General features: G+C 72.9%; 14 protein-coding genes and 1 pseudogene. 3 read left to right on the top strand and 12 right to left on the bottom strand.

Going from position 1 to position 25,939, the window contains the following annotated elements:
- Positions 1-57 precede the first annotated feature (57 nt).
- Complete coding sequence (locus Q3Y56_RS18185) at positions 58-969, bottom strand: LLM class flavin-dependent oxidoreductase (RefSeq protein ID WP_304462965.1); 912 nt, start codon at positions 967-969, stop codon at positions 58-60.
- Positions 970-1,332: 363 nt separating this feature from the next.
- On the opposite strand from Q3Y56_RS18185, the gene Q3Y56_RS18180 reads away from it, so the two are divergent.
- Positions 1,333-2,232: an HAD family hydrolase gene (locus Q3Y56_RS18180; RefSeq protein ID WP_304462964.1), complete on the top strand. Its 900-nt coding sequence runs from the start codon at positions 1,333-1,335 to the stop codon at positions 2,230-2,232.
- 124 nt (positions 2,233-2,356) lie between these two features.
- On the opposite strand, the gene Q3Y56_RS18175 is transcribed toward Q3Y56_RS18180, so the two are convergent.
- The 6 genes and pseudogenes from Q3Y56_RS18175 to hisC form a co-directional block, all read right to left on the bottom strand.
- Positions 2,357-3,631: a M23 family metallopeptidase gene (locus tag Q3Y56_RS18175; RefSeq protein ID WP_304462963.1), complete on the bottom strand. Its 1,275-nt coding sequence runs from the start codon at positions 3,629-3,631 to the stop codon at positions 2,357-2,359.
- Positions 3,632-3,886: 255 nt separating this feature from the next.
- Positions 3,887-5,596 carry a GAF domain-containing sensor histidine kinase gene (locus tag Q3Y56_RS18170; RefSeq protein WP_304462962.1) on the bottom strand — a complete coding sequence of 570 codons (1,710 nt, stop codon included), beginning with the start codon at positions 5,594-5,596 and terminating at the stop codon, positions 3,887-3,889.
- A 10-nt stretch (positions 5,597-5,606) separates the two neighbouring features.
- Positions 5,607-9,437 carry a thiol reductant ABC exporter subunit CydD gene (cydD, locus tag Q3Y56_RS18165; protein WP_304462961.1) on the bottom strand — a complete coding sequence of 1,277 codons (3,831 nt, stop codon included), beginning with the start codon at positions 9,435-9,437 and terminating at the stop codon, positions 5,607-5,609.
- Between the two features lie 76 nt (positions 9,438-9,513).
- A pseudogene (gene cydB / locus Q3Y56_RS18160) lies at positions 9,514-10,512 on the bottom strand (cytochrome d ubiquinol oxidase subunit II); the annotation flags it as partial.
- A gap of 20 nt (positions 10,513-10,532) precedes the next feature.
- Complete coding sequence (locus Q3Y56_RS18155) at positions 10,533-12,128, bottom strand: cytochrome ubiquinol oxidase subunit I (protein WP_304462959.1); 1,596 nt, start codon at positions 12,126-12,128, stop codon at positions 10,533-10,535.
- Between the two features lie 241 nt (positions 12,129-12,369).
- A complete protein-coding gene (gene hisC, locus Q3Y56_RS18150; RefSeq protein WP_304462958.1) occupies positions 12,370-13,449 on the bottom strand; it encodes a histidinol-phosphate transaminase in 1,080 nt (359 codons plus the stop codon).
- 401 nt (positions 13,450-13,850) lie between these two features.
- On the opposite strand from hisC, the gene Q3Y56_RS18145 reads away from it, so the two are divergent.
- On the top strand, positions 13,851-14,951 hold the full coding sequence (locus tag Q3Y56_RS18145) for a LacI family DNA-binding transcriptional regulator (RefSeq protein WP_304462957.1): 1,101 nt from the start codon (positions 13,851-13,853) through the stop codon (positions 14,949-14,951).
- A gap of 237 nt (positions 14,952-15,188) precedes the next feature.
- On the opposite strand, the gene Q3Y56_RS33540 is transcribed toward Q3Y56_RS18145, so the two are convergent.
- Positions 15,189-15,608 (bottom strand): hypothetical protein, encoded by a 420-nt coding sequence (locus tag Q3Y56_RS33540; protein ID WP_369696879.1) that lies wholly within the window; start codon positions 15,606-15,608, stop codon positions 15,189-15,191.
- Here Q3Y56_RS33540 and Q3Y56_RS18140 point away from each other — a divergent pair.
- Positions 15,499-16,542, top strand: a complete 1,044-nt coding sequence (locus tag Q3Y56_RS18140; protein WP_369696762.1) for a metallophosphoesterase — start codon at positions 15,499-15,501, stop codon at positions 16,540-16,542. The genes Q3Y56_RS33540 and Q3Y56_RS18140 overlap by 110 nt on opposite strands.
- Positions 16,543-16,877: 335 nt before the next feature.
- Here Q3Y56_RS18140 and Q3Y56_RS18135 read toward each other — a convergent pair whose 3' ends face one another.
- The 4 genes from Q3Y56_RS18135 to Q3Y56_RS18120 form a co-directional block, all read right to left on the bottom strand.
- Positions 16,878-17,648, bottom strand: a complete 771-nt coding sequence (locus tag Q3Y56_RS18135) for a thioesterase II family protein (protein ID WP_304462956.1) — start codon at positions 17,646-17,648, stop codon at positions 16,878-16,880.
- A 101-nt stretch (positions 17,649-17,749) separates the two neighbouring features.
- Positions 17,750-19,309, bottom strand: coding sequence for an FAD-dependent monooxygenase (locus Q3Y56_RS18130; RefSeq protein ID WP_304462955.1), 1,560 nt, complete (start codon positions 19,307-19,309; stop codon positions 17,750-17,752).
- Between the two features lie 46 nt (positions 19,310-19,355).
- A complete protein-coding gene (locus Q3Y56_RS18125; RefSeq protein WP_304465667.1) occupies positions 19,356-22,556 on the bottom strand; it encodes an amino acid adenylation domain-containing protein in 3,201 nt (1,066 codons plus the stop codon).
- Positions 22,557-22,777: 221 nt separating this feature from the next.
- Positions 22,778-25,939, bottom strand: a complete 3,162-nt coding sequence (locus Q3Y56_RS18120; protein ID WP_304462954.1) for a beta-ketoacyl synthase N-terminal-like domain-containing protein — start codon at positions 25,937-25,939, stop codon at positions 22,778-22,780.

The following is a 25,939-nucleotide window of genomic DNA, read 5'->3' as shown; positions in this document are numbered from 1 at the left end:
GATTCTGCACCTTCCGCCCTCTATGCGGCATAAGTTCTCTGCACGGGTGCCAGCTCTCTACGCGGCGCCGAGCTGTGCCAGGCCCTCCGCGGCGATCTTCTCGAAGACGGCCAGGTCGGCGGCGAAGTCGGAGTCGGGTATCGGCCAGTGCAGGACGATCTCGTCGACGCCGAGCGCCGCGTGCGCGCCCGCGAAGTCCACGAACGCGTCCAGGGACGCCAGCGGCCGGTTCCGGTCCGGGGTGAAGCCGGTGAGCAGGATCTTGTCCAGCTCGGCCATGTCCCGCCCGGTCTCCGCGCACGCCTCGCCCAGCCCCTCGATCTGCCGACCGATGGCGGCGACGGAGTCGGCCGGGGTACCGGTGTCGGCGATCTTGGGGTCGCCGGTGGTCACCCACGCCTGGCCGTACCGGGCGGCGAGCCGCAGCCCGCGCGGCCCGGTCGCGGCGACGGCGAACGGCAGCCGCGGCCGCTGCACGCAGCCGGGGATGTTGCGCGCCTCGCGCGCCGCGTAGTGGGTGCCCTCGTACGACACCGCGTCCTGCGTGAGCAGCTGGTCGAGCAGGCTTACGAACTCCCCGAACCGGTCGGCCCGCTCCCGCGGCCGCCACGGCTCCTCGCCCTCACGCAACAGCGCCGTCGCGTCGAAGCCGACCCCGCCCGCGCCGATCCCGAGCGTGATCCGCCCGCCCGAGACGTCGTCGAGCGATATCAGCTCCTTCGCGAGCGTGACCGGGTGCCGGAAGTTGGGCGAGGTGACGAGCGTGCCCAGGCGTATGCGCGAGGTCGCCGTGGCGGCCGCCGTGAGGGTCGGCACGGCCCCGAACCACGGCCCGTCGCGGAACGACCGCCACGAGAGGTGGTCGTACGTGTACGCGGCGTGGAAACCGAGCTCCTCGGCTCGCTGCCACACCTCGCGGCCGCCCTCGGACCAGCGGTGGATGGGAAGGATCACGGTGCTCAGTCGCATGGGTCCGAGCGTAAGGGGTGGGTACGACATCGGGCCGTGGCGGTCGGAAGCCCGAGGCCGCGCGCTGGTCAGGCCCCCAAGACGCCGACCCGACGACTCGCTGAGCGGGGGTGTCTCGGGCACGGGTGGCTCAAGCGTGCGGGGGCGAGCCCGGGCCGCGCGGGGGCGAGCCTGACCGCACGCACGGGGCGGGCCCAGGCGCCCGGGTCGCTCAGGCGCGCCTGGCGGGGCTCCGCGGCGCGGGGCCCGGCCCGCACGCGGGGGCGGGCCAGCCACGCGGGGGCGGGCTCGGCGGCGCGCGGTGGCTCATACGCGCGCGGCCTTCGTACACCCGTACGCCGCATGCTCGGCATATGCGGGAGGATGGTTGCCGTGACTCCTCCCGTTACCGAGCGGCCCGAGACCCCGGCCCCTGCCCCGTCCCCGTCCCTGGACAGGACGGCGGCCCCGGCCGTGCCCCGGCTGATCGCCACCGACCTCGACGGCACCCTGCTGCGCGACGACAAGACGGTCTCCGACCGCACCGTCGCGGCGCTCGCCGCCGCGGAGCGGGCGGGCATCGAGGTCTTCTTCGTGACCGGGCGCCCGGAACGCTGGATGGACGTCGTCCGCGACCACGTGCACGGCCACGGCCTGGCCATCTGCGCCAACGGCGCGGCCGTGGTCGACCTGCGCGACGGCGGCCGTGTCGTCAGCCTGTACCCGCTGGAGCGCGCCGACGCCCTCGACGTGGTGGCGGCGGTCCGCACGGCCGCGCCCGGGGTCGCCTACGCCGTCGAGCGGACCGGCGGCGTCCACTACGAGCCGCTCTACCCGCCCTTCTCCCTGGACCCGGTCGGCCTGGTCGCCCCGGTGGAGAAGCTGCTCTCCGCGGACGGCGAGTACGGCCACCAGCCGATCCTCAAGCTGCTGGCGCACCACCCGGAGCTCTCCCCCGACGCCTTCCTGGAGCTGGCCCGTGCGGCGGCGGGCGCCTACGGGTCCTTCACCCGGTCCAGCCCGACCGCCCTGCTGGAGATCAGCGGCCACGGCGTCAGCAAGGCCAGCACGCTGGCCCGCGCCTGCGCGGAACGCGGTATCGCGCCGGACGAGGTGATGGCGTTCGGCGACATGCCGAACGACCTGGAGATGCTGACCTGGGCGGGCACGTCGTACGCGATGGCCAACGCGCACCCGGCGGTCCTGGCCGCGACGACGCACCGTACGGCGGCGAACAACGAGGACGGCGTGGCCGCCGTCATCGAACGCGTCCTGGGACTCTGAGCGGCAGCGGCACGGGGCGGCGCAGCGGGGAGCGGCACAGCCGGGAAGCAGCACGCCGGGAAGCGGCACGGCTGGGGGGGCAGCGGCCCCGGGAGGGCGGCAGCGGCCCGGGGGCCGGGGTCCGTCAGCTCCGCCGCCGCTCCTCGTCCACCCGCGCCGGCAGGCTCACGGCGCGCCTGCGCAGCCAGCTCACCGGGTCCACGGCGGAGCCGGACTTCGGGCCGCGCCGCACCTCGAAGTGCAGATGCGGGCCGGTCGAGTTGCCGGTGTCGCCGGACAGCGCGATCCACTGCCCCGCCCGGACCCGCTCCCCGCGCGCGGCGAGCACGGCCGACAGATGCGCGTACTGCGTATAGGCCCCGCGCGCGTGCCTCAGCAGCACGCTCATCCCGTACGGGCCACCACACCGCAGTGAGACGACCTCGCCGGAGCCCACGGCCCGTACCGGGGTGCCGACGGGCACGGCGAAGTCCTGCCCCGTGTGCCGGTGCGCCCATCGCGCTCCGGCGCGGCCGAACCCGGCGGACAGCGTGTAGGCGGCCACCGGGCGGGTCCACGCCGCACGGGGCGCGACGCGCGGCCCCCCGCGCTCGGCTCGCGGTGGACCGCCGGTACCGGTTCGGGAACCGGCGCGGTCAGGCTCGGGCCCGCCCGCCTCGGCGCGGGGGAGCGGCGATCCGGCCGGGAGTCCGGCCCGCGCGCCGGGCGCCCGGCGCGCCCCGCGGCCGGGAACGACGCACTGCCCGTCGTGCGCCACCCGCGACACCACGCGCCGCAGCGTGGCCCGCGCCTCCGCCAGTTTCCGCTCGACCTCGTGGACGTCGGCGTTCAGCCGCCGCGCCCGAGCCGCCAGCTCACGCGTTCGGGCGGCCTCGGCCCGCTCCCGTTCGGCCAGCCGGCGGCCGCGTGCCTGAGCCTCGGTCAGCCGCCGCGCCAGCGTACGGTCGCCGCGCAGCCGGGAGTGCGCGTCGGCGCCGAGCGAGCGCAGCGGCAGCAGTGCGTACGGCAGCGCGCCGGAGCGGTAGCGCTCGCGGGCCAGGCGCCCGGCCGCCTGCCGTAACCGCTCCGTGGTGCGGCGTTCGTGGCGCAGGGCGCGGGCGACGCGTTCGGTCTCGGCGTGGTGGCGGCGAACGGCGGCGCGTTCCCGTTCGTACCGCCGCGCGACCTCACCGGCCCGCTGGTGCAGCCGCGCCACGTCGGCGCTCACCCGCGCGGCGCGGTCGGCCCGGTCGGCGCGGTCGGCGCGGTCGGCGCGGTCGGCGCGGTCGGCGCGGTCGGCGCGGTCGGCGGCCCGGTCGCGGGTACCGCGCGCGCCGCTCTCGGCCGCCGCCGGGGCCGCCGCGAGGGCGGCGCCATCGCACGCGGGCAGGACACACAGCACCACCGTGAGAGAGCACACGGCTCGGGCGGTGAATCGGCGCCCGCGGTACGGAGGTCGCATAAAGGGGATGGTGGCCCGGCTCCCCGTGCGGTCGCGGCGAAGCCTGCCTGAGCCACGCCGTGCGGCACGCCGAACGGAGCAGCGAACGTCCCCACGACGGGTGTACGGGCCCGCGCGCCGCGCGTGCGCGGCCGTACACCCTCCCGCCCCGCCCGTGTGTCCTGGCTCCGCCCGAGCCCGGTGCCCTCGCCGGGGCACCATGCCGGGCGCGCCCTACAGCGGGGCCTCCCAGGTGATCGTCGTGCCCGCCGCCTCCGGGCCGATGCCCGGTCCGTACGTGGCGGAGCCGCCCAGGGACTCGGCTCTCCGGGCGAGGTTGCGCAGGCCGCTGCGGCGGCCGCCGGCCGGGATGCCCACGCCGTTGTCCGCGACCCGGAGCCGTACCCCGTCCCGGCCGTCCGGCAGCGTCACCGTCGCGTCGACCGTGACCTCGATACGGTCCGCGCGCGCGTGCCGGAACGCGTTCGACAGGGCCTCGCGCAGCGCCGCGATCAGGTTCTTCGCCGTCAGCTCGCCGACCCGCGCGTCCACCGCCCCGACGAACACCACCGACGGCTGGAACCCCAGCGGCACCGCCGCCGTGCCGATCTCCCGCAGGACGCGCGTCCGCAGCCCCGACGGCACCTCCGCGGGACCCTGCTGCAACGCGAAGATCGCCGTACGTACCTCCTGGATCGTCGCGTCCAGTTCGTCGACGGCCCGGCCGACCTGCTCCCGCACCTCCGGCCGGTCCGCCTGGCGCTGCGCGCTCTCCAGCATCATCCCCGTCGCGAACAGCCGCTGGATGACGAGGTCGTGCAGATCGCGCGCGATCCGGTCGCGGTCCTCGTAGACCGCGAGCCGCTCCCGGTCGCGCTGCGCCTCCGCCAGGACCAGCGCCAGCGCGGCCTGCGCCGCGAACTGCGTGGCCAGCACCCGCTCGGTGTCGGTGAACGGCGGGCCGCCGCGTGCGCGCGGGGTGGCGAGGATGCCGAGCACGCGGTCGCCGCTGCGCAGCGGGAGCATCATGCTGGGCCCGTACCGCTGCGCGACGGGGGCGGTCATCCGCGGGTCGGTCGCCGAGTCGTCCACGAACACCGGCTCACCGGCGAGCAGCTGCGGCACGATCGGGGACCGCGCGGAGACGACCGTACCGATCAGCCCTGACGGGTCGTCGGCGTTCGCGGCGACAATCTCCAGGCCGCCGTTCTCCTCCGGTACGAGCACGATCCCGGCCGTCGAACCGGCCAGGCGGCGCGCCTGTTCGGCGACGACGGAGAGCGCGTCCTCCGCGTCGCCGCCGGACAGCAGCGCGGTGGTGACAGCCACGGAACCGTCGATCCAGCGCTCGCGCTGCCGGGTGGTGTCGTACAGGCGGGCGTTGCCGATCGCGATCCCCGCCTCGGTCGCCAGCACCTTCACCATGCCGAGGTCGGAGACGCCGAACGCGCCGCCGCCGCGCTTGTCGGTCAGGTACAGGTCCCCGAAGTGCTCGCCCTGGACGCGGATCGGTACGCGCAGGCAGTCGCGCTCCGGCGCGGAGGTCAGGTCGAGGGAGCGGGCGGCGGACGGGTCGGCGAGCAGCTCCGCGACGCGCGCTCGGTCTCCGTCGGGCACGCCGTACGTGCTCAGGTCGGCCAGGCCGTCACCGGTCGCGGCGAAGACGCCGATGGCGGCCTGGCGGGCCTCGGCGAACTCGGCGGCCGTCCGGGCGATCCGGTCCAGAACGGTGTGGACGTCGAGGCCGCTGCCGATGGTGCGCATCGCCTCCAGCAGGCGCGGGATGCGGGACGTCAGCTCGGTGGAGAGACCGCGCAGGCCGCGGGTGGCCTCGGTCGCCGCGTCGAAGTCGTCCCGGGAACCGTCGGGGGAGTCGTCCTGTGGTCCTGGCCTTGGTCCTGGTCCTGGTCCTGGTCCTGGTCCTGGTCCTGCCGTGGCTGCCATGCCCTTGAGCCTAATAAGCACCTTTTGCCAGGGAAAGTTGTTGATTGCCCGCCGTGCGCTCGGCGACGTCCTCCGCGCCTTCGGCGGCCCGCTCCCGCTCCCCCGGCTGGTCCCGCTCCACCAGCAGTTCCCGCTCCACCAGCCGCTCCCGTTCCAGCATCCGCAGGAACGGCCCGTCCGCCGCCGTCACCTCCTCGTACGTCCCACGCTGCACCGTCCGCCCCTCCGCCAGGACGATCACCTCGTCCACCGCCCCGGCGAGACCCGCCAGCCGGTGCGTGATCAGCACCGTCGTGCGCCCCTCCGTGGCGGCCAGCAGATCGGCCGTCAGGGCGTCCGCGGTCGCAGGGTCGAGGTGTTCGGCCGGTTCGTCGAGCAGCAGGACGGGGAAGTCGGCGAGCAGCGCGCGGGCCAGGGCCAGGCGCTGCCGCTGGCCGCCGGAGAGGCGGGCGCCGAACTCGCCGACGGCGGTGTCGAGACCGTCCGGCAGCCCGTCCACCCACTCCAGCAGGCGAGCGGCCCGCAGCGCCGCCCGCAGGTCGCCGTCGCCGGCGCCGGGCCGGGCGAGCCGCAGGTTCTCGCGCAACGAGCTGTCGAAGACGTGCGCGTCCTGGGCGCACAGCCCCACCAGCCGCCGGACGCCGTCCCCGTCCAGCGCGGCGGCGTCCCGGCCCGCGAGCGTGTACGTACCGGACTCGGCGTCCAGGAAGCGCAGCAGCACCTGGGCGACCGTGGACTTGCCCGCGCCGGACGCGCCGACGACGGCCACCCGGCGCCCGGCGGTCAGCTCCAGGCCGAACCCGTCGAGGGCGGGCGCGGTCCGCCCTGGATACCGGGCGGTCAGATCCCGTACGACGAGGGGGAACGGCGAGGCGGGGGCCTCGCCCGTGCCCTCGGTCACCGGGGGCGGCGCGTCCAGTACCTCCGCCACCCGCTCGGCGGAACGCCGCACCCGCTGCCGGTACTGCACCGCGAGCGGCAGCCCCGCGACCGCCTCGAACGCGGCGAGCGGCGTCAGGATCACGACCGCCAGCCACACGCCGCCCAGCCGCCCGTCCGCCACGGCACGCACGCCGAGCCAGGCGGCGGCGGTCACGGTCAACCCGCAGGTCAGGGCGGACAATCCGGCGCCGAGGGCGGTGGCGGCGGCCGCGCGGCGGGCGATCCGGGTGAGCGCGCGGTCGACGCGGCGTACGGAGTCGAGGCGGCGCGGCAGAGCACCGGCGACCGTCAGCTCGGCGGTCCCGTGCAGCAGATCGACGACCTCGGTGGCGAGCGCGCCGCGGGCGGGGGCCAGCCGCTGGTCGGCGCGGCGCGCGAGCGCGCCGGACAGCAGCGGAACGGCGACCCCGGCGGTCAGCAGACCGGCCGCGAGGACGGCGCCCGCTTCGGGGAGCAGCCACGTGGTGAAGCCGACGGACGCGGCCGAGACGGCGCACGCCGTGCCGACGGGGAGCAGCCAGCGCAGGAAGTGGTCCTGGAGCGCGTCGACGTCGGCGACGAGGCGGGAGAGGAGGTCGCCGCGCCGGGTGTCGCGCAGACCGGCCGGGGCCAGCCGTTCCAGCCGCCGGTAGACGGCGACGCGCAGATCGGCCAGGACCCGGAGGGCGGCGTCGTGCGAGACGAGCCGCTCGGCGTAGCGGAAGACGGCGCGGCCGATACCGAAGGCGCGGGTCGCGGTGACGGCGACCATGAGATAGAGGACGGGCGGGTGCTGCGAGGCGCGCGAGATCAGCCAGCCGGATACGGCCATGAGGCCGACGGCGCTTGCGAGGGCGAGGGCGCCGAGCAGCAGCGCGAGCCCGAACCGCCCACGCCGCGGCCGACACCCCGCCAACACCCCCGCCACCGCGCCCATCCCCCGACCCTCCGGCACCGCCGCGCCCATGTCCTGGCCACGGTCACCTGACACCGCGCCCGCGCCACGACCCCCCGCCACCGCGCCCTTGCCCCGGTCCCCCGGCACCGCCGCGCCCGTGTCCGGCGCATGGTCCCCCTCGCGCAGGCTGCGGTCACCCGGCACCGCGCACGCGACCTCGCCCGGGCTCGCCCCGACCTCATCCGGCGCACCCGGGAGCGCCGAGGCGGCGCCCGCGCCACCGGCACGGCCGCCCGAAACCGTGACCGGGCCGGAAGGCGCCAGGCGGACCACGCGGTCCACGGCCGCCAGCAGTGCCGGGCGGTGGACGACCAGGAGCACCGTGCGGCCCGCCGACAGCCTCCGTACGGCGTCGACGATGCCCGCCTCCGTCTCCCCGTCCAGGCTTGCCGTCGGCTCGTCCAGCAGCAGGACCGGCCGGTCCGCCAGGAAGGCCCGGGCCAGGGCGATCCGCTGGCGCTGACCGGCCGACAGGCCCGCCCCGCCCTCGCCGACCGCCGCGTCGATCCCGCCGGGCAGCGCCTCCGCGAACGCCAGCGCCCCGGCCGCCCGCAGGGCATCCCGTACCGCCGCGTCGTCCGCGTCCGGCCGGGCGAGTCGCACGTTGTCCGCGATCGTCCCGGCGAACAGGTACGGCCGCTGCGGTACCCAGGCCACCTGCCGCCGCCAGCTCTCCGCGTCCAGCTCCGCCAGGTCCGTACCGTCGATCAGCACCCGGCCGCCTGCGGGCGTGACGAAACCCAGGGCCGCGTCGAGCAGCGTGCTCTTGCCGACCCCGCTCGGGCCGACCAGGGCCACCGTCTCCCCGCGCCGGACCGCGAACGACGTCTCCGCGAGCGCCGGTTCCGTGCGGCCCGGATACGTGACGACCAGGTCCTCGAACGCCAACACGGCAGCCGTGCGGCCGCCCCCCGCCTCCGCCGCGACCGCACCCGCCTGGCCGCTCCCTGCCTCCGCCCCGACCGCACCCGCGTGGCCGACCCGTACCTCCAGCCCGCCCGCCGCGGGGGCTTCCCGCTCCAGGACCGCGAACACCTCGTCCGCCGCCGCCAGGCCCTCCGCCGCCGCGTGGTACTGCGCGCCCACCTGCCGCAGCGGCAGATACGCCTCCGGCGCCAGGATCAGCACCACCAGCCCAGTGGCCAGGTCCAGTTCCCCGTGGACCAGCCGCATGCCGATGCCGACCGCGACCAGCGCCACCGACAGCGTGGCCAGCAGCTCCAGCGCGAAGGAGGACAGGAACGCCAGCCGCAGCGTGCGCAGGGTGGCTCGGCGGTAGTCGGCGGTGATCGTACGGATCGACGCCGCCTGGGCCTTCGCGCGGCCGAAGACCTTGAGCGTCGGCAGTCCGGCGACCACGTCGAGAAAGTGCCCGGACAACCGGGTCAGCAGCCGCCACTGCCGGTCCATCCGGCTCTGCGTCGCCCAGCCGATCAGCACCATGAACAGCGGAATCAGCGGCAGCGTGGCCGCGATGATCAGTGCCGAGACCCAGTCGGCGGTCACGATCCGGGCGAGCACCGCGACGGGTACGACGACCGCGAGCCCCAACTGGGGCAGATAGCGGGCGAAATAGTCGTCGAGCGCGTCGACGCCACGCGTGGCGAGTGTGGTCAACTCGCCGATGTTCCACGTGAAACGTCGCGGCCCCAGCCTCGTCGCGTGCGCCAACAGCCGCATGCGCAGTGCGGACTTCACCGCCGCGCTCGTCCGGTGGGCGGCCAGTTCGGTCAGCCAGGAGACGAGCGCGCGGCCGAGCGCCACGGCTGCCAGCAGGGCCAGCGGCCAGGCCAGTTCCCCAGCCGACCGGCCCTGCTGGAACGCCCCGACGACCAGCTCGGCGATGAGCGTCGCCTGGGCGACGACGAGCCCGGCCCCCGCCAGCCCGAGCGCCACGGACGCGGCGAGGAAGCCGCGGGTGGCACGGGCGTGGCGCAGCAGCCGGGGATCCACAGGACGCATGGTCCGCCGCCCCTCAGTCCACCACGGGCTTACGCGCCGCGGGCTGACGCACGGCAGAGCCGACCGGCACCGGCTGATGCCCCGCGGGTATGTGCTGAACGCCGATCCGCTTGCGGAACACCCAGTACGTCCACGCCTGGTAGGCCACGACGAGCGGCGTCATCACCAGCGCCACCCACGTCATGATCTTCAACGTGTACGGGCTGGACGCCGCGTTGTCGGCCGTCAGGTTCCACCGCGGGTCCAGCGAGGACGGCATGACGTCGGGGAACAGCGCCAGGAAGAGCATGCCGACCGCCGCCGCGACGGCGACGCCGGACAGCGCGAAGGACCAGCCCTCCCGGCCCCGGGCGTTCATGGCCAGCGCACCGGCCAGCGCCGCGGCCGCCACGGCGAGCGCGGCCAGGCTGCGGCCGTTGCCGCTGTCGGCCTGGGTCCAGGCCAGGAACGCCACCAGCAGCGCCGCCGCGCCCAGGCCCAGCAGCCCGGCCTGGCGACGGGCCCGTACCCGGATGTCGCCGACCGTCTTCAACGCGGCGAACACCGCGCCGTGGAAGGTGAACAGCGCCAGCGTGGCGAGCCCGCCCAGCAGCGCGTACGGGCTGAGCAGATCGCCGACGTCCCCGGCGTAGTTCCTGTCGGGGCCGATCGGCACGCCCCGGACCATCGCGGCGAAGACCGCACCCCACAGGAAGGCCGGGATCAGCGAGCACCAGAAGATCGCGTGCTCCCAGTTGCGCTGCCAGCGCTCCTCGTCACGCTTGTGCCGGTACTCGAAAGCGACGCCGCGCAGGATGAGGCAGACCAGGATGGCCAGCAGCGGCAGGTAGAAGCCGCTGAGGAGGGTGGCGTACCAGTCGGGGAAGGCGGCGAAGGTCGCGCCGACCGCCGTCAGCAGCCACACCTCGTTCCCGTCCCAGACCGGCCCGATGGTGTTGATCAGTACGCGGCGCTCGGTGCGGTCCCTGGCCAGCAGCCTGGTCAGCACCCCGATGCCGAAGTCGAATCCCTCGAGGAAGAAGTAGCCGATCCACAGGACGGCGATCGCCAGGAACCAGATGTCGTGAAGGTGCATGTCGAGCTCTCCCTGCCCCGTCAGTACGCGAAGGTCAGCGGGCGGTCGGCGTCCTCTGATCCGGTCGATCCGGATGATCCGGTGCCGCCCGGGTCCGACGGCATCCGCAGCCGCGGGTCCTTCGCGGGCGGCTTCTCGTCGACGTCCGGCCCGGCCTTGGCGTACTTGGCCAGCAGCCGCACCTCGACCACCGCGAGCACGCCGTACAGCAGGGTGAACACGCCCATGGAGACCAGCACTTCGGCGGTTCCCACACCGGGCGAGACGGCGTCGCCGGTCTTCATCAGCCCGTACACCACCCATGGCTGACGGCCCATCTCGGTGAAGATCCAGCCGAAGGAGTTGGCGATCAGCGGGAAGCCCATGGTGAGGATGCCCAGCCGCCAGGCCCAGCGGGTCAGGAACGGGTTCAGCTCCCGGCGCCGGGTCAGCATCAGCCGGGGCACCTCGTTGGCCCCGGTGCGGAACTCGGGGGCGAGCCAGAGCTTGCGGCGAGTGGTCCACAGGCCGATGACACCGGCGGCGAACGAGGTCATCCCGAAGCCGATCATCAGCCGGAAGCCCCAGAAGGTCATGAAGATGCTGGGGATGTAGTCCTCGGGTTCGCCGCCGTAGAGCTCCGCCTCCCGCTCGGCGAGGTCGTTGATGCCGGGGACGGCGTCGGAGAAGTTGTTGTGCGCGAGGAAGGAGAGCAGTCCGGGGATCTCCAGCTCGGTGCTGTTGTGCCCCTCGCCGACATCGCCGACGGCGAAGACCGCGAACGGCGCGGGCGCCTGCTTGTCCCACAGCGCCTCGGCGGCGGCCATCTTCATGGGCTGCTGCTCGAACATCACCTTGCCGAGCTCGTCACCGCTGATGGCGGTGCCCAGGCCCGCGATCACCGCGATGACCAGACCGGCCCGCAGCGAGGAGCGCATGGCGCCGATCTGCTTGCTCCGCTTCACGCTCGGCTCCTCCCCCTTGTCCAGGGCGCGCTTGGCGCGCCACAGATGGAAGGAGGCGATGCCGACGACGAACGCGGCACCGGTGAGGAAGGCGGCGGTGAGAGTGTGGAAGACCACGACCAGGGTGGTGTTCTGGGTCAGCACCGCCCAGATGTCGGTGAGCTGCGCCTTCCCCGTGGCCTTGTCGATGCTGTAGCCGACCGGGTGCTGCATCCAGGAGTTGGCGGCCAGGATGAAGTACGAGGACAGCACCGTGCCCGCGGCGACGATCCAGATGCAGGCGCAGTGCAGCTTCTTGGGCAGCTTGTCCCAGCCGAAGATCCACAGGCCGATGAAGGTGGACTCGAAGAAGAAGGCGATGAGCGCCTCCATCGCGAGCGGGGCGCCGAAGACGTCACCGACGAAGCGGGAGTAGTCGGACCAGTTCATGCCGAACTGGAACTCCTGCACGATGCCGGTGACCACCCCCATCGCGATGTTGATCAGGAAGAGCTTTCCCCAGAACTTGGTGGCATGGAAGTACTTCTCCTTGCCCGTGCGGACCCAGGCCGTCTCCATACCCGCCGTGAAGGCGGCGAGGCTGATGGTCAGCGGGACGAAGAGGAAGTGGTAGACGGTCGTGATGCCGAACTGCCAGCGCGCCAGTGTCTCTGGCGCCAGAGCCAGGTCCACGTCGTTCTCCTTACCGTCGTGCGTCACCGCGGCCGCGGCCGCAGACCCCTCCGCAGGTGCCCCCACCCCCGCAAAGCACCACAAAACGCGGAGCTTGTGAATGCATTCACATTCACAAGCAATTATGACGCACAGGCTTTCGGCTGCCCTCACCGGGGGTGGGCTACCGGGGGTACCCCATACGCGACGGCCTGCGGCGCGTTGCACGCCGCAGGCCGTCCGAGCCGAAACCGCTACACCGCTACAGCTGGGCGCGGAACTCCTCCGCCGCCCGGAGGAAGATGTCGTTCGCCTCGACCTCGCCGATCGTCGTCCGCACTCCCTCGTCCCCGTACGGGCGGACGACCACGCCCGCCTTCTCGCACGCCGCGGCGAAGTCCTGCGTACGGTCCCCCAGCCGCAGGAACACGAAGTTCGCCTGCGTCTCCGGCACCGTCCAGCCCTGCGCGGCGAGCGCCGCGACGACCCGGGTCCGCTCCGCCACCAGCGCGTCCACCCGCTCCCGCAGCGCGTCCTCGCTGCGCAGCGAGGCGACCGCCGCGTCCTGCGCCAGCTGGCTCACCCCGAACGGCACCGCCGTCTTGCGCAGCGCCGCCGCGACCGGCTCGTGGGCCACGGCGAAGCCGACCCGCAGCCCGGCCAGGCCGTAGGCCTTGGAGAAGGTGCGCAGCACGCAGACGTTCGGCCGGTCCCGGTACAGCTCGATGCCGTCCGGCACCTGCTCGTCGCGGATGAACTCCTTGTACGCCTCGTCCAGCACCACCAGCACGTCCGAGGGCACCCGGTCCAGGAAGCGCTCCAGCTCCGCGCGGCGCACCACGGTGCCGGTGGGGTTGTTGGGGTTGCAGACGAAGATCAGCCGGGTCCGGTCGGTGATCGCGGCGGCCATCGCGTCCAGGTCGTGGACCTCGGCGTCGGTCAGCGGCACCCGCACCGAGGTGGCGCCCGAGACCTGGGCGATGATCGGGTACGCCTCGAAGGACCGCCACGCGTACATCACCTCGTCGCCGGGGCCCGAGGTGGCCTGGACGAGCTGCTGGGCGACACCGACCGAGCCGGTGCCGGTGGCCAGATGCGTCACGGGCACCTCGAAGCGCTCGGAGAGCTCGGCCATCAGACCGCTGCACATCAGGTCGGGGTAGCGGTTGAAGGAGGCGGCGGCTCGGGTGGCGCTCTCCAGCACGCCCGGCAGCGGCGGGTAGGGGTTCTCGTTGGAGGACAGCTTGAAGGCCGCGGGGCCGCCCTCGGCGGCGGGCTTGCCCGGCTTGTAGGTGGGGATGCCGTCCAGCGCAGCACGCAGCTTGGGGCTCTTGTCAGACACCGCGGGTCCTCCTCGACCGTCCTGGCTCATCAATACTCCACACCTTAGGAGGATTCACCCGGTCACCGTAAGGAGGAACCGGGGCGGGACCGCCCGGCCGCTTCCCGCCCTGAGCCGCCCGGCCGCTTCCCGGCCCGGAGGGGGGCGCACTCCCATTTCTTCGCGCGCCGGTGGCGGGCGCCGTAGCGCGCATCACCCATGAAGGTGAGTTGAGACCTCTTCGAAACCTGGACCAATCACCAGGCGTGGATATGCCAGAGGCCTGGATGGACCCAGCCGCCCCCTTCGCCACCTGCCCTTCCAAGGCAAACAGCGGGGCGCGGCCTTGCAGAATCGTGCCTTCCGATCTCCATTCGGGGCACCCCTCAGCCGTACCGGCGGAGCCCTACTATCGGCTCGCCATGACAGCAGCAGGGAAGCACCAGGTGAGCGGGTCGACCGGCCGCCGGTTGGGGCGGGCGGGCATCAGGGACGTGGCCGCCGCGGCCGGCGTCTCGATCACGACTGTCTCCGACGCGCTCAACGGCAAGGGCCGGTTACCGGACGCCACCCGCCGCCATGTCCGCGAGGTCGCCGACCGGCTCGGCTACCGCCCGTCCGCCGCGGCCCGCACGCTCCGCACCGGCAAGTCGGGCCTGATCGGGCTGACCGTGACCACGTACGGGGATGAACCTTTCACCTTCACGGAGTTCGCGTACTTCGCCGAGATGGCGCGCGCCGCGACCTCCGCCGCGCTGGCCCGCGGTTACGCCCTGGTCATCCTGCCCGCCACCTCCCGGCACGACGTGTGGTCCAACGTCGCCCTCGACGGCACCGTCGTCATCGACCCCTCCGACCAGGATCCGGTCGTCACCGAGCTGCTCCGCCAGGGCATCCCCGTGGTCAGCGACGGCCGCCCGGCCGGCACGCTCCCGGTCACCGCCTGGGTCGACAACGACCACGAGGCCGCCGTCGCCGGCCTGCTCGACCATCTCGCCGAGGCCGGCGCCCGCCGGATCGGCCTGCTCACCGGCACCACCACCGACACCTACACCCGGCTGTCCACCACCGCGTACCTGAACTGGTGCGAGCGGGTCGGCCAGGACCCGGTGTACGAGGAGTACCCGGCCCACGACCCCTGCGCCGGGGCGGTCGCCGCCGACCGGCTGCTCGCCCGCCCCGACCGCCCCGACGCGGTCTACGGCCTCTTCGACCCCAACGGCACCGACCTGCTCGCCGCCGCCCGCCGCTACGGTCTGCGCGTCCCCGACGATCTGCTGCTCGTGTGCTGCAGCGAGTCCGCCGTGTACGCCAACACCGACCCGCCCATCACCACCCTGTCCCTCAAGCCGCGCCGGATCGGCACCGCCGTCGTCCAGCTGCTGATCGACGCCATCGAAGGACACGACGCCGGGCGCCCCGTCGAGCAGGTGATACCGACCGAGCTGATGGTCCGCACCTCCTCGCAGCGCCGCTCACCGCGCACCACCATCAGCCCGCCACGCGGCCCGACGGGAGAATGAGCGGAGCTCCACTGGAGCGGGCTCGGTAGTCTGGGGCGGGTCTCTACCGGACCAATTCGGGAGAAATCCCTAGTGGAGTGGAGCCTCATTCCGATTGACGGCACCCTGGTGCGTCACAAGCCCTGACGGTCATTCCTATGATGGGCGGATGACACCGCGGACCGCCCTCGACCAGGCACGGTCCACAGGGTGCACGTGCGGCGCGATGGTGGAGGGGTCGATGACTCAGGGGGCCGGTCAGGGACCCACGGCACGGACCACGGCGGCGGTACCGCCCGTACCCGCGTACGCGTCGTCGCCCGTACCCGGCCCGGCGTCGTCGCCCGCACCCGTTCCGGCGTCCTCGCCCGCCAATGCCCATGCCTCGCCGACTGTGCCTCCCCAGGTGCCGTCGCCCGTCCTCGCCCAGGCGTCCGTACCGCCCCAGGCGTCGCCGTCCGTATCCCTCCAGGCGGCCGTGCCTCCCCAGGGATCCGCGCCTTCGCAGGCGTCCGTGCCTTCGCAGGCGTCCGTGCCTCCCCATGCCTCGTCGCCCGTGCCTCCGCCCGTGCGGCCGCGGCCGTACGCCAACCCGGGCCCGGTGGCCACCTCCACCCAGCGGCCGGACATCCAGAACATCCCGGAGTACACCCCGACCGAGCGCAGCCTGCCGGCCATGGGCCCCGGCCACACCTTGGTGGACCGCCCTCTGGTCGCGCCGCAGGACCGGCCGACCGTCGCGCTCACCCCCGTCCCCGATCCGGCGCGCGCGGCAGCCGAGGGCGACGGCCCCGGCCCGCTCTACGTCGTCGGCGACGTCCACGGTTACCACGACGAACTGCGCGGGGCGCTGGCCGCCGAAGGGCTCATCGACGAGAACGGCGACTGGGCCGCGGGCAACACCCGGCTGTGGTTCCTCGGCGACTTCACCGACCGCGGCCCGGACGGCATCGGCGTCATCGACCTCGTCATGCAGTTGTCCGCGCAGGCCGCCGCCGCGGGCGGCTACTGCAAGGCACTCATGGGCAACCACGAGCTGCTGCTGATCGGCGCCAAGCGGTTCGGCGACACCCCGGTCAACTCCGGCGCCGGCACCGCCTCCTTCCAGGCCGCCTGGCTGCTCAACGGCGGCCAGCGCACCGACATGGAGCGGCTCCAGGACCACCACCTCCAGTGGATGTCCCGGCTCGACGCGATGACCGAGGCGGACGGCTACCTGCTGGTGCACTCCGACACCACCGCCTACCTGGAGTACGGCGACTCCATCGAGGCGGTCAACGACGCCGTGACGGAGGCCCTGCAGCGCAGCGACGCCGACGAGTGCTGGGACCTGTTCCGCAAGTTCACCAAGCGCTTCGCCTTCCGCGACGAGGACGCCGGCCCGGTGGCGGTGCGCGAGCTGCTCGACGCCTACGGCGGGCAGCGCATCGTGCACGGCCACAGCCCCATTCCGTATCTGCTGGGCGAGGTCGGCTCGGAAGACGGCGAGGACGGCGGCGCCCCGTCCGTCGAAGGACCGCACGTCTACGCCGACGATCTCGCCATCGCGATGGACGGCGGCGTGACCATGGCCGGAAAGCTGCTGGTCGTCCAACTACCCCTGGCGGGTTGATCCGGCCGGTATGCGGACCGTTGTTCGGACGGCGAAGGGTTCCGCCCCGAACTCCGCCCCGAACTCCGCCCGGGAGTTCCACCCGGCCGGGGTGAATTCGGAAAACATACTGTCACCCCGCGCCGCATCGGCTCTACCATCGGCGTATCCGTAGCAGGCTCTCCTCCGTTTCCGCCCCGTCGGCCGGCGAAAGCCGCGCCTCAGGGCCCCTACGGAGCATCGGGGGACGCACATGAACAGCGCTCCGCATCTGCTGATCGAGGATCTTGGTGCTATCGAGCACGACTTTGCAGAGTCAGGGCGCTGCGGTGCGCGGCCGCTGTGTTGGTCGTGCGTCAGGAGGCGGCCTCTGTACGGCGCTTGGTGCGGGCCAGTACGTCGGTCAAGTCCGCCAGGAGCGCGGCTTCCTCGGCTACGAGGTAGAAGTGGCCGCCGGGCAGCACGCGGAGCCGGAAGGCGGTGTGCGTCAGGTCCGCCCAGCCGCGCATCTGCTTCGGGGTCGCTTCGGGGTCGTTGTCACCGGTGTAGCCGTATACGGGGCAGTCGAGCGGAGGGCGGGGGCCACCGCGGTAGGCGTCCACCATCCGGTAGTCCGCGCGAACCGCGGGGAGTACGAGTTCTCGCAGGTCGGGGTCCGCGAAGACCGGGGCGCGGCTCTGGTCGAAGCGCAGGATCTCCGTGATGATCTTCTCGTCCGTGTCGAAGTATGTCCGCGATCCGTCCAGCGCGTGCGGCGGTCGTCTGCCGGACACGCACAGGGCGGCTGGCGGGCACCCCCGCTGTTGGAGGCGCAGCGCCACCTCGTGCGCCACCGTGGCGCCCATGCTGTGGCCGAACAGCACCAACTGGTGTCGCGTCAACTCGGTGAGCGCGTCGGCTATGTCGTCCGCGAGGTCCTCGAGCCCCGGCGGGAACGGGTCGGCGTACCGGTCTTCTCGGCCCGGGTAGCGGACGGCGAGCACGCCGATGTCCGGGGGCAGGCCCAGGGGCCAGGTGCGATAGGCGCTCGCCCAGCCGCCGGCGTGGGGGAAGCAGACGAGTTTCGTCCCGCAGGTGTCGTCGTCGCGGTAGTGGCGTATCCACCGTTCTTCCAGCGGACTCGTCATTCTGTCGTTCCCTTTCCGCTTCCGGGTGCTGGAGGCGTGTGGTGGTCAGCGCCGGGCGGCGGCGCCGCGACACCGCCCGCGCTGAGGTGTGCCGCGGTGCCTCACGCCCGTAGGGCCGGGCCGAACCAGGTGGCGAGGGCGGTGCGGAGCGCGGAGGCGTCGGGCGCGTCGTTGGCGGCCCAGGCGACGTGGCCGTCGGGGCGGATGAGGAGCGCGGCGGGAGCGCGGATCTCGCCGATGGCCGGGACGAGCCAGTGGTCGTGCTCGCTCCGTGCCTCGACGAGGTCGACGCGGTCGGCCCAGCCCTCGGCGGCCGCCGCCACTTCGGCGCTGCCGCGCAGGTCGAGCAGTACGGGGCGGGCGGCGTGCAGGAGTTCGTAGACGCGGGTGGCGCCGTCGGGGGCCTTGAGGTCGGCGTCGGGGACCCGACGGCCCGCGAGGAGGTGGTCGCCGTCGGTCGGGTAGCGGATGTCAAGTGCCGTCAGCATGCCGCGCAGGTACTGGTTGACGTCGTCGAACACGATGAGCGAGGAGAACACGTCGCGCAGCGCGTCCGAGTGGGCGCCGGGGCGGGCCAGGGCCGCCTGGGCGCGGGTGTTGTGCAGGACGCGTTCCCCGACGGGGTGGCGTTCGGCGTGGTAGCTGTTCAGCAGGCTTTCGGGGGCCTGGCCGCGCACCACCGAGGCGAGCTTCCAGCCGAGGTTGACCGCGTCCTGCACTCCCATGTTCAGACCCTGCCCGCCGGCGGGGAAGTGGATGTGGGCCGCGTCGCCCGCGAGCAGCACGCGGCCTTCCCGGTAGTTGGCGGCCTGTCGTGCGGCGTCGCTGAACCGGGAGACCCAGCGCGGCCTCCGCATGCCGTAGTCGGTGCCCGCGATCCTGATCAGCGAGTCCCGGAGCTGTTCGAACGTGGTGGGTTCGTCGCGGTCCACGCTGCGGCCGTGCTCGGTGGTGATGACCCGGTACCAGCCGGGCTCGAAGGCGATCACCGAGTAGTCCCCGCCCGGGCGGCGCCGCCCCCAGATGTAGTCCTCGGGCAGGTCGGGGAGTTCGACGTCGCCGATCAGTGAGGTCATCGTCGCCGGGGTGCCGGGGAAGTCGATGCCCGCCAGTTTGCGCACGGTGCTGCGTCCGCCGTCGCAGCCCACGAGGTAGCGGGCGCGCAGTGTCTCCGGTGCCGTCTGTGTCGTCTGTGTCGTACGCAGTTCGACCGCGACGCTTGAGTCGTCCTGGTGGATTCCGCTCACCTCGGACGACCAGCGCACGCGTACGCCGAGTTCGGTGGCCCACTCTTCGAGGATCCGCTCGATGGCGGACTGCAGGATCATCAGCGGGTAGGGGTGGCGGGACTCGGACTCGTCGAATTCCAGGCGGAGGCCGGAGAAGTGGCCCACTCCTTGCAGTTCGCCGACCGCCAGGAAGCGGTCCAGGACTCCGCGCTGGTCCAGGACCTCCAGCGTGCGGGAGTGCATGCCTCCGGCTCTCGACTCGCCGGTCCGCTCCGCGAGCCGGTCGACCACGACCACGTCGACGCCCGCAAGGCGCAGCTCGCAGGCGAGCATCATGCCTGTCGGCCCGGCGCCCGCGATCACCACGTCCGTGTCCGTTCCGGTGTGTCCCATCTCGTCCCCTCCCCCGTTGCCCTGCGTCTGTGACGTCATGAACTCATCTCCACCACACGGTCCTCCGCTTCGGCCATAGCCCCGCTCAGAGGACTTCGCCGTCCTTGGTCCTGCGGCCCAGGGTTGGCCTGCTGGACTGGGCGAGGTCCTTCCAGGTGTCTGACAGGCCGGCGACGGTGCGCACCGCGAACAGCGTGCGGATGGACACCTCCTGGTTCAGCTCCGCCCGGATCTGGCTGACCAGGCTGATGGCCCGCAGCGAGTTGCCTCCGAGGTCGAAGAAGTCGTCGTCGATGCCGACCCGGTCCACTTCGAGGACGTCGGCGAACGCTTCGGCCAGGACGCGCTCGACGTGGTTGCGCGGTGCCCGGTACTGCTCGTCGTCGAACGTCGGTTCCGGCAGCGTCGTCCTGGCCACCCTGCCGTCGGCCGTCATCGGCAGGCGTGCCAGGGTCACGAACGCCGTTGGCACCATGTACTCCGGGAGCCGTCCCGCGACGAACCGGCGCAGTTCCTCGACGGAGAGGCCGACCGTGAGGTCGGGGCCGCCGACCGGGACTACGTAGGCCACGAGTCGCTGCTGTCCGGAGTCGTCCGTGCCGACGGCCACGACTGACTGCGCGAGGCCGGGGTGTTCGGACAGGGTCTCTTCGACCTCGGTTGCTTCGACGCGGACACCGCGTATCTCCGCCTGGGAGTCGGCCCGGCCCACGTGGTCGAGGCGGCCGTCAGTTGCCCACCGCACCCGGTGTCCGGTGCGGTACATGAGCCCGCCGTCGGGGCCGAACGGGCAGGGCACGAACCGCTCGGCGGTCTGCCCGGGCCGTCCGGGGTACCCGCGTGTCAGGCCGGGACCGGCGACGTACAGCTCTCCGGTCACGCCCGCGGGTACGGGCGCGAGGCCCGGCCCCAGCACGTAGAGGGCGGTGTTGTCCATGGGGCGGCCGAGGGCGCTCGCGTGGTGGGCCGCCTCGTCCGCGGTCAGGCGGTGGCGGGTGGCGAACACCGTCGTTTCGGTGGGGCCGTGGCCGTTGACGATCGTCAGCCCGGGGCATGCCTCCCGTACGCGTCGCAGCGCGGCCGCGGATACGCGGTCACCGCCGGTCCACACCTCGCGGAACCCGGCGACGCACTCGGGGCGTTCCGCGGCGATCGACGAGAACAGGGCCGCGGGCAGCCACACCGTGGAGATCTGGTGTGCGGTGCGCAGCGCGGGCAGCGCGTCGATGTCCAGTTCTCCGGGAGGGGCCACGACCACCCGGCCGCCGTTCAGGAGCGGCACCCACAGTTCGATGGCGAGCGCGTCGGAGGTGAGCGGCGCGTGCCACAGCACGGTGTCGGAGGTGCTGTCCCGCCAGTGGCGGTCCAGGACGAAGCGCTCCATGTTCCGGTGTGTGACGGCGGCTCCGGTGGCGGCACCGGTGGATTCGTTGTCGTACGTCACGGCCAGCAGGTTGTCCTGGTGCGGCGGGACCAGAGTCTCCCGCGCACCGTCACCGTCGGCGGTGGTGTCTGAGTGGGTGTCGTCGAACAGGACCGTCGGCGCGGCCAGGTCGGCGGGGAGAGCTGCGGCTGTCTTCGCGTCGGTGAGCAGGACGCGCGAGGAGGAGTCACGGACCAGCGATTCGATCTGCTCCACCGGGAACGCGGGGTCGACGGGAACGTAGGCTCCGCCCGCTTTCGCCACCCCGAGGAGGGCGACGGCGAGGTCCACCGATCGGGGCATCGCCACCGCCACGACCGTTTCGGGTCCGACGTGGTGGCGTCGCAGCGCCTCGGCCAGGCGGCTCGACCGCTCGTCCAGTTCCCGGTACGAGACCGTCGAGTCGCCGGAGTCCACGGCGACGGCGTCGGGAGTCCGCTGCACCTGGCGGGCGAACAGTTCGGGAACGGTCAGCCCCGGCAGCGGCGCGTCCGTGTCGTTCGGTGCCGTCAGTACCTGGTCCCGCTGGGCGCCGCTGAGTACGTCAAGGGCGCCGATGGGCGACTGCGGGTCGGCGGCCGTCACGGCGCGGATGTAGGCGATCAGCTCCTCGCCGATGAAGCGCAGTTCCGCGCGGGAGTACAGGCCCGCGGGGGCGTCGAGCCGGATGCACAGGTCGCTTTCGGGGCTTCCGTCGGTGCCGACGGCGATCGACAGTTCGTCGAAGGTTCCGGTGGTCGCGCAGAGGTAGCGGGCCGGGCTGTCGGCGAAGTGGAGTTGCTCCGCGAATTCGGTGACGTTCATGACGGCGCCGAAGCTGCCGCGGCCGCTGAGGACGGCTCCGCTGGCGCGCTGGATCTCGGAGTAGTGGCAGGCGGCGTGGTCGAAGATCTCGTACGTCTCGTCGCTCACCGAGTCGGCGATGTCGCTGAGGGTCGCGCCGAGCGGGACCCTGACCCGCACCGGCACCACGTTCACCGCGAGACCGGGTGTCCTGCTCGCCGCGCCGACCCGGTTGCCGACGGCCAGCGAGAGGAGGAACTCCGGGCGGTCGCAGCGGTGCCGGAGGTACACGGCGGCGGCCGCGGTCAGCATCGACGACATCCACATGCCCATGGACTTCGCGGCCTCGGTCCAGGCGTCCGCCTCGGCGCGCGGGACGGTCAGCGTCCGGCTCACCATGCCGATGGCGTCGGCCACTTCCGACCAGCGGTCGGCGCCGCTCATCGGTTCGCGGAGCGCGGACTCCATCGACTCGGACAGGGCGACGCGCGGGACCTGCGCGGGCGCGGGCGCGTCCTTCAGATAGTCCCGCCAGAACTCCGTGTCGTCGGCGGATGCCGGGGAGGCGCGGTACTCCGCCGCCAGGGCCGCGAACGACTCGGCGTCCCAGGTGTGCGGCGGCTCGGGTACCTCGGCACCGCGCACGAGCGCCGTGTACACCTCGGCGAGGCGCCGCGACAGCAGGCCCGCCGCCCCGTATCCATCCGATATGAGGTGGTGGTACGTGATCACTACGAGGGAGCGGTTCGCCGCGAGGGTGACCACGCCGAGGCGGAACAGCAGGTCCCGTTCCAGGTCGTAGGGCTTGCGCACCATGTCGGTGAGTGCTTCGCGCGCCGCCTGCTCGGGGTCGGCCGCGACGCTGAGGTCCAGGAAGAAGGGGCGCCAGTCGCCCAGTTCACGAGGTACGAGGCGCAGCCCGTTGCCGTCGTCGACGAAGTTGACGCGCAGCACCTCCGCCTCGCCGAGGACGTGTCGGAACGCGGATTCCATGGCCGCCGGGTCCAGCTCACCGTCTACGTCCCACATGATCATCGCGTGGTTCAGCGCATCGGGAGTCATTTTCTGCGCCAGCCACATCCCATTGTGCGCGGCCGGCGCGTCGAATGAACGCAAACGGATCAACCCCTCAACAAATAGGCCCGGGAAACGGAGGAACCCGCAGATCACCTCCACCTTCACGAGCATGGATCAGCCGGTCAAGACAGTGGGGTGCCGGGTCGGGACGGGCCGCGGTCGGCCTTGCGGTGTCCCGCCGGCGGGACGTACGGCGAGGTGCGGGGCCCCGGAGCTCGGGGCGACTACCGCGGATCGCGGCGGGCCATCGAGGACATGAGGTGCACGCTGATCAGTTTTGGTGTCGGGTACTTCAGCACCACGTTCGCCCTCAGCTTGAGTCCGGTCGCCGCGGACAGGCGTTTGCTCAGCTCCACCGACAGCATCGAGTCGAATCCGATGTCCCCGAACTTCTGGTCGGGGTCGAGCGTCTCGGCGGTGGGTCGGCCGAGGACGACGGCGACCTTCTTAAGGACGTGGTCAAGGACGAGTGCCTCGGCGTCGCTGTCGGGGAGTCCGGCGATCTTGTCCGGCAGTAGGACGAGGTGGTCGTCGTCGGTGGGCAGCTCCGTCGGGGGTGTTTCCACCGTCACGGCTGGGTGCGAGGGGGCGTTCAGCCAGTACCGCTGGTGCTGGAAGGCGTAGGTCGGCAGGTCGACGACGCGTGCCGCCCGGCTCTGGAACACCACCGGCCAGTCGACGTCCACGCCTTGTGTCCACGCCTCACCGAGGGAGGCGTGGAACCGTTCAAGACCGCCCTCGCCCCGGCGCAGGGTGCCCACCGCCACGACCTCGGTCCCGGCGTCGTCGGCGGTGTCGACGAGGCCCAGTGTCAGCACGGGGTGGGCGCTGGACTCGACGAAGACGCGGAATCCGTCGACGAGCAGCGACCGCACCACCGGTTCGAAGGCCACCGGGCGACGGCAGTTCTCGAACCAGTACGCGGCATTCAGCTCCGATCCGTCCATGACCTGGCCGGTGACGGTGGAGTACAGCGGCACCGATCCGGCGCGCGGCTCGACGAAGCCGAGCAGGTCGAGGATTCGTTCGCGCAGCCGGTCCACCTGAACGCAGTGCGAAGCCACGGTGGCCGGTACCACTCGGGCCCGCACGCCTTCCGCTTCCAGGCCCGCGACGAGCTTCTCCAGGGCCTCGACCTCACCGGCGACGGTCACCGCTCGGGGCCCGTTGATCCCCGCGACCGACAACTGGTCCCCGTACGCGTCCAGTCGGGCCTCGACGTCCGCCCGCGACAGCGCCACCGACGCCACCGCGCCCTGGCCCACCAGCTCGTCCGCGAACAACTGCGACCGCAGCACGACGATCCGCGCCGCGTCTTCCAGCGACAGCGCCCCCGACACGCACGCGGCGGCGATCTCCCCTTGCGAGTGTCCGACGACCGCCGCCGGTACCACCCCGCAGGCCTGCCACAGCGCCGCCAGCGACACCATCACGGCGAACAGCACCGGCTGTACGACCTCGATCCGTTCCAGCGACGGTGCCCCTTCCACCTCCCGCAGCACATCGAGCACGCGCCAGTCCACATGCGCCTCGATGGCGTCCGCGCACTGCGCCAACCGGTCCGCGAACACCGGTGAGGAGTCGGCCAACTCCACGGCCATTCCCCGCCACTGCGATCCCTGGCCGGGGAAGACGAACACGGTCTTGCCGGGCTCGGCGGTCACCGCGCCGGTCACCGCGCCCGGCGGCAGTTCCCCGACGGCCAGTTCCGCCAACGCGGCCTCGAAGTCGGCCAGTTCGCGGCCGATCACCACCGCCCGGTGGTCGAACGCCGACCGCGACACCGCCAGCGACAACCCCACATCAGCCGCCGACAGGTCCGCACCGGCGGCCACGAAGCCCGCCAACCGCCCCGCCTGCGCCCCCAACGCCGCCGCACTCTTACCCGACACCAGCCACGGCACCGGCCCATCCGCCGCCACCGGCCCGTCCGCCGCCACCGCCGGACCCGGCACGTCCGCGCCAGCGGCGTCCCCGCCCTCCGGGGCCTGCTCAAGCACCACGTGCGCGTTGGTCCCGCTGATACCGAAGGAGGAGACAGCAGCGCGGCGCGGGCGGCCCGCGTCCGGCCAGGGCTGTGCCTCGGTCAGCAGCTCCACCGCACCCGACGCCCAGTCCACGTGCGGGGACGGCGCGTCCACGTGCAGCGTGCGGGGCAGCACCCCGTGCCGCAGGGCCATCACCATCTTGATCACGCCAGCGACGCCCGAGGCCGCCTGGGCGTGACCCATGTTCGACTTCACGGACCCCAGCCACAGCGGCCGGTCCTGCGGCCGGTCCTGGCCGTAGGTGGCAAGGAGCGCACCGGCCTCGATGGGATCGCCCAGCGCGGTTCCGGTGCCGTGGGCCTCGACCGCGTCCACCTCGCTGGCCGCGACGCCCGCGTTCGCCAGTGCCCTGCGAATCACCCTCTCCTGGGCGCGGCCGTTGGGGGCGGTCAGGCCGTTGCTGGCGCCGTCCTGGTTCACCGCGGAACCACGCAGGACGGCAAGGACCGGGTGGCCGTTGCTGCGGGCGTCGGACAACCGCTCAAGGAGCAGCACACCCGCGCCCTCGGCCCAGCCGGTCCCGTCGGCTCCGTCGGCGAAGGCCTTGCAGCGGCCGTCGGCCGACAGCGCGCGCTGCCGGGAGAACTCCACGAGGATCGAGGGGGTCGACATCACCGAGACCCCGCCGGCCAGCGCGAGCGAGCACTCGCCCGAACGCAGTGACTGCACCGCCAGGTGCAGGGCCACCAGCGACGACGAGCACGCCGTGTCCAACGACACCGCGGGCCCGGTGAATCCCATCTGGTACGCCACCCGGCCGGAGGCGATGCTCAGGGTGCTGCCGTACAGCAGGTAGCCCTCCAGGTCGTGCCCGCTGGTCTCCAGGAAGCGGGCCCCGTACTCGGGCGAGCTGATTCCGGTGAAGACACCGACGTCGGCGCCGCGCACACCTGCGGGAACGATGCCGGCCCGCTCGAAGACCTCCCACGACGTCTCGAGGAGCAGCCGCTGCTGGGGGTCCATCGCCAGCGCCTCACGCGGACTGATGCCGAAGAAGTCCGTGTCGAAACCGGCCACGTCCGTCAGGAAGCCGCCCTGACGCGTGTACGCGCTGCCGACGGTGTCGGGGTCCGGGTCGTACACGTCTCGCCAGCCGCGGTCCTGCGGGAGCTCGTCCACGACGTCCCGGCCGTCGCGGATCACCTCCCACAGTTGTTCGGGGGACGACACGCCTCCGGGGTAGCGGCAGGCCATGGCCACGACGGCGATCGGCTCGCCGCGGCCGGCCTTCAGGGCGTCGTTCTCCTGGCGGAGGCGGTCGCGCTCCTCCAGCAGTGTGCGGAGCGCCCGCTGGACCCGGTCCGAGCCCTGCGTCGTGTGATCCGGCGGGTTGTTCAT

Origin of the sequence: Streptomyces sp. XD-27 (assembly GCF_030553055.1) — a bacterium.
Lineage (GTDB): Bacteria > Actinomycetota > Actinomycetes > Streptomycetales > Streptomycetaceae > Streptomyces.
This window is presented reverse-complemented; position numbering and strand designations above follow the sequence as displayed.